The 4,367-nt window shown below is 46.6% G+C and carries 3 protein-coding genes; all 3 read right to left on the reverse strand.

What is annotated here, in order from left to right:
• The coding region (locus tag ACRCZA_RS14240; RefSeq protein ID WP_438675063.1) for a 4Fe-4S dicluster domain-containing protein at window positions 1–507 on the reverse strand (507 nt) is incomplete at its 3' end.
• Between the two features lie 14 nt (window positions 508–521).
• Window positions 522–3,038, reverse strand: coding sequence for a DMSO/selenate family reductase complex A subunit (locus tag ACRCZA_RS14245; RefSeq protein WP_438675064.1), 2,517 nt, complete (start codon window positions 3,036–3,038; stop codon window positions 522–524).
• A 40-nt stretch (window positions 3,039–3,078) separates the two neighbouring features.
• A partial coding sequence (locus ACRCZA_RS14250) for an MtrB/PioB family decaheme-associated outer membrane protein (RefSeq protein ID WP_438675065.1) occupies window positions 3,079–4,367 on the reverse strand: 1,289 nt, incomplete at its 5' end.

Below are 4,367 nucleotides of genomic sequence, written 5' to 3' on the forward strand. Positions count from 1 at the left end.
TAACGCACGTAATGGGCAGGACTCGACACAGACAGGCTTGCGTCCTTGTGCAATGCGCTCAAAGCAGCCATCACACTTGGTCATCACTTTACGTTCACGGTCGATTTGTGGTGCATCATAAGGACAAGCGCGAGCACAACTTTCGCAACCGATACACAGTTCTTGTGCAACATGCACTAAGCCATCCTCACGGCGTTTGTGCATCGCGCCTGTTGGACAAGCTTGAACACATACAGGCTTAGAGCAATGGTTACACCCAATAGACATATAGTAGGCAAAAACGTTTTGTTCAAAACAGCCGTTATTGCCTAACGTCCAATCACCACCACCATACTCATAAACACGACGCCAAGTTACGCCATTTAAGGCCGGTAGGCTATTTGCCTGTGGATTAGTATTCGTACGAATAATATTACTTTGACGATCTTTGCAAGACACATGGCACGCTTTGCAACCTGTGCACTTAGTGCTATCTACATAAAAACCGTATTGAGTTGCTTCTGTCATCTTTCACTACTCTCTTAAATTTTTTTGATTGCAACACGGATAGTGTGCTGTGGGTTGCCTTTCGCCACGGGGCTAGGCTGATAACGCGTCAGCGAGTTAATCGCGCCCCCCTCATCGATGACATGACCAGAACTTCCCACGGAAGCCCCAGGGCTAAACCAAGCGCCCTGCCCTAATGCAAATACGCCAGGAGCGACACGTGGAGTGATGCGCACTTTCACGGCGATTGAACCACGCTCGTTGTACATTTCAATTTTGTCACCCGAACGCAGACCATACTGAACGCCATCCATAGGGTTTACCCAAACCGCATCTTCAACGGCTTCGCGTAACCAAGGTACATTGTGATAGCTTGAGTGAGTTCGGCCTTTAGTATGGTAACCCGCTAATTGGATTGGATAATCTTCTTTGGTCGCTTCATCTTCATAACCATCCCAAGTTACCGTATATTGTGGGATCGCCGTAATAGTGTCGCCTTTAATGCCGGTCGTTGATTCCTGAGTCCAGTTCGCTGCACGCCAAGCTAACTCAGCAGAATAAATTTCAATCTTGCCACTCGGTGTAGAGAGTGCTTTGCCTTCTTTAATATAACTTTGTAAGGCAACATGGTTGTCATTCATATTTTTACGGAAGAAGCCAATCGCCTGCGCCTCTTTGTACGTTGCTGGGAAGGCGGGGACCACACCAAGATTATTGCTGTTATCCTTGGTTTTTTGGTACAGCTCCTCTAACCACTGCTCTTCAGTCTTGCCTTCGGTAAACTCAGCCTCACAGCCCATGTGCTTGGCAATTAACGCTGCTGCTTGATACATGGATTTACAATCCCACATAGGTTCAATGGCAGACTTCATCGCCGTAATATAGCCCAATGCACCAGAAGCATAAGAATCGTTAACTAAGTCATTCGATTCTAACCAACTGGTATCAGGCAGAATAATATCGGCAAACTTTGCTCCAGGCGTCATCCAGCAATCACAGCTGACGATAAGCTCAACACCGGATTCATCGGCTAAGATGTCAGCGGTATGATTAATTTGTGCATGCTGGTTTAACAGTGAGCTATCCGATGCCGAAATAATCACCTTAATGTTAGTGCCCAGTGGCTCATCTAAACTCTTGGTGCCGCGCACGCCATGGGTACGCGCCGTCATGGTCTTACCGTTATGGATAGCTTCAGACCAAGTGAAGAAAGAGATGCTTTCTTTAACCGGATTACTGCCAGTAGGAATACCTGCACGAGACATGCTGCTCATGTAAGGTAATTCACCGTTTGAAGCGCCAAGCGTCCCCAATTTGCCTGTTAGCACCGACAACATGTACAGTGCGCGCATATTCTGCTCACCATTGGCCTGACGGTTTACCCCTGCGCCAACCACGATATACGGTCTTTGGGCCGCCATTAAATCTTCGGCAATTTGTGTAATTTGGTTAGCTGGAATACCGGTGATCTGCTCAGCCCACTCAGCCGTCTTTTGAGGCGCTCCGGCATATATCCCTTGGCTCAAAATATAATCGCGGTAATTCTCTTGCGGCTTCATTACCTTGGCGTATTCTTGCTTCGTCGCATCACCAGATTGTGCAAAAAGCGCTTGCTGCGCAGCAATGGACTCGGCGTCGTAACCTACTGTGTATTTTTTAATAAAATCCAGAGAATTATCATCAACCCAGCCTGAGCTAATCATTTGGAAGGCAATCGCTTCAGCCAATGCAGCATCAGTCCCAGGACGAATGGGCAGCCACTTGGACTCTTTACCCAACATTGAGTCGGTATAACGCGGATCGATCATCACGACTTTCAGACCGTTCGACTTTTGTAACGCTCTTAAATAGTCGTATCCTTCGCCCGAACCCGATTGACGAATTTCGCTGGGGTTATAAGCGATACCCAAAAGAAAATCACTTTCCGCTAAGGTCACTGTTGAAGAGCCATCGGTGCTGCCGGTGCCAAAGGTGTGCTTAGCGGCTTCCATTTGCTGTGCCCATGAGTAGTTACCATAGGCATTTAAGCAGCCACCATTTAAATTTAATAAACGGTTAAAACACGCATTTGAGGCAAACCCATAGTAAGCACCAGAACCATAGCTACGGAAAATCGCTTTATTACCATGCTCAGCAATCACAGACGTCAGCTTATTCGCGATAGTTTTTGCCGCCTCATCCCAAGAGATAGCCACAAACTTACCTTCACCACGCTTGCCGACTCGCTTCATCGGGCTTTTTAAACGATCGACGGCATAAGTACGCTGACGTAATGAACGACCACGGGCGCAAGCACGCACTTGATAAATCTCATCACCATCAATAACATCGTGATCGGTTTCAACTCGAGTGATCACCCCATCACGGCTAAAGACTTTAACGGGGCAGTTTGAACCACAGTTCACTAAGCAAGAAGACCACGTGATCTGCTCATCACCAACCGGCGGCTTAGGTGGTACGACATTGGTGTCTTCCGAGCTAGAATTACAACCCGACATCGTGGCGGCACAACTTAAGGCCGCACTCATTTTTAAGAAACTTCTACGTTCCATAATCCATTTTTCCTCGAACTTTTAAGATAATTCACTCGGCTTAAAGCAGTTGATAGCTAAAAGTCAGCATCAGTTGATGAGCGTTATAATTGTGATTAAGGTCACCTAGCGTCACTAAACCTGGAATGGCGTCTTGGGCCAGCGCAGCGCTATCAGTGTCGTAATAACGTTCAAACTGATACGCCAATTTGACGGCCATTTGCGGTGAAATTAAATATTGGCCATATAGGCTAACGCTATGATTAAAAGCGTAATAATCACCATATTCATTCGTCTGATGATTCACGCGATAGCCGCTCACGCCGGTGTTGCTGGCAGAGTTGGCAAACAGATAATCGATGCCTAAGGTTAATTTGTCCTGCATCAACCCTGAGTAGGTCGCCCCTAAGCCCAAGTTGATAAATTCATCGTTGATATCCGCGGACCAAACTGACACTTGATCGCCGCGTTGCTCTGAATCAATCCATTGCTGGCCGATAGAGGCATAAACCGAGAAGGGCTGATTGACTTGCGCATGCACGTTCAGGTTATAGCCATAGTCCTTAGATTGGGTTAACCCTAACGCTGTAGCATCATAATCATCATTGGCATAATAGGCGTTGCCATCAACGGTCAACCATTGCTGAGGGATATAACTGAACTTGGCATTAACCTCAGTACGATTGCGATCCGCTAAATGATACTTGCGTAATAATGATTGCGTTTCGTCAGTTGTGAGCTGATTAGCCTGATATCGACTTCCGCCGCGCTGACCATAACTTAACCCTAAATCGACAGTTAGTTTGTCAATAGATCTAACATTCAGTTTGCTCCAAACTGTGTTATCGCGGGTTTCTTCCCGTTCACCATAACTGCGTTCAACCTGCTTAAAGTCATAACCCGCTTGTAAACGATACCCACTGGCGAGTCGATAACTGGCATTGGTTTTGAAAGTTTGACGCTCAATATCGAGCAATGCGTTTTGCTTAAACGCCCCTGACAGTGGGTTATATTCATATTGCGCAAACTCAAAAACCGATGAGCGATTTTCACGTTGGTGATAATCAAAGCTGGCGGCTAAACGTAAGCGATTATTGAGTTGCGTACTGGCGGCCAAAGAGCTATTAAAGGTATCAACCTGACCATCCCAGTTTTGCAATGGATTACCACTTATCTGCACTAAGTCTTGATCTTGGATCATCCGCCCCGCGACAACACGCCCACTCAGCACGCTTGAATCTAAACGATACTGCCCGCTAAGCATCAGTTGATGCGCTTGATTATCCGGTGTAGCGCTATAAATATCATAAGCATAGGGAAGGCTTAGGTCCGCCATATGGTTATCATAAT

The sequence above is a fragment of the Shewanella sp. genome (genome assembly GCF_051658185.1).
GTDB lineage: Bacteria > Pseudomonadota > Gammaproteobacteria > Enterobacterales > Shewanellaceae > Shewanella.

Bases quoted from the DNA above. Each gene is read 5' to 3' on its own strand.
- ACRCZA_RS14245 (WP_438675064.1), bottom strand. From the start codon at position 3,038: ATGGAACGTAGAAGTTTCTTAAAAATGAGTGCGGCCTTAAGTTGTGCC.